The organism is Streptomyces sp. PKU-EA00015 (assembly GCF_013387495.1).
GTDB lineage: Bacteria > Actinomycetota > Actinomycetes > Streptomycetales > Streptomycetaceae > Streptomyces.
On the sequence record NZ_JABZEE010000139.1, the window covers coordinates 1 to 698 of the forward strand.

Annotated in this window: 1 protein-coding gene; it reads right to left on the minus strand. The window is 71.2% G+C overall.

Annotated features, from left to right (window positions below):
• Nucleotides 1-89 precede the first annotated feature (89 nt).
• A partial coding sequence (locus tag HW130_RS35245) for an isochorismatase family protein (RefSeq protein ID WP_177153827.1) occupies nt 90-698 on the minus strand: 609 nt, incomplete at its 5' end.

Genomic DNA, 698 nt, shown 5'->3' on the forward strand with positions numbered 1-698 from the left:
TGCGGGGGGCAGGGCCCGGCGCCCGGGGAGCTCCTGCGGTGCCGTTACGGGGGATGAGCGCCGCAGGAGCGGCTCGGTGGCTGGACGGGTCAGCTGTTCTTGGAGTAGGCGGTGGACAGTTGACCGACCAGGGTGGCGAACGGCATGTCCAGCGCCCCGTAGACCTCGTAGGCCTTGGGGTCGGCGTTGTCGGCGAGGATCTCGACCATCGTGGTGGCGTAGTCGGTGACGATGACGCCCGCCTGCTGCATGCGCAGCAGACCCGCCGTGCGCTTGGTCTCGCTGAAGGTGCCGGAGGCGTCGATGGCCGCGTACGCGTCATAGCCGGCGGCCGTGGCGGAGATCGCCGGGAAGGCCAGGCAGACCTCGAGGGAGACACCGGCGATGATCAGCTTCTTGCGGCCGGTGGCCTCGACGGCCTGGCGCACGCGCGGGTCGTCCCAGGCGTTGACCGTGCTGCGGTCGATCACCTCGAGGTCCGCCGGGAGCACCTCGGCCAGCTCCGGCACCAGCGGGCCCCACAGGCCGTCCGCCCCCGTGGTGGTCACCACGGTGGGGACGTCCAGCACCTGAGCCGCCTTCGCGAGAGCGGCCACGTTGTGCTTGAGCGTGGCGACGCCGATGTCGCGCACACCGGTGAGCAGGCCGATCTGATGATCGACGAGGAGCAGGGCGGCGTTGTCGCGGGTCAGCGGCTC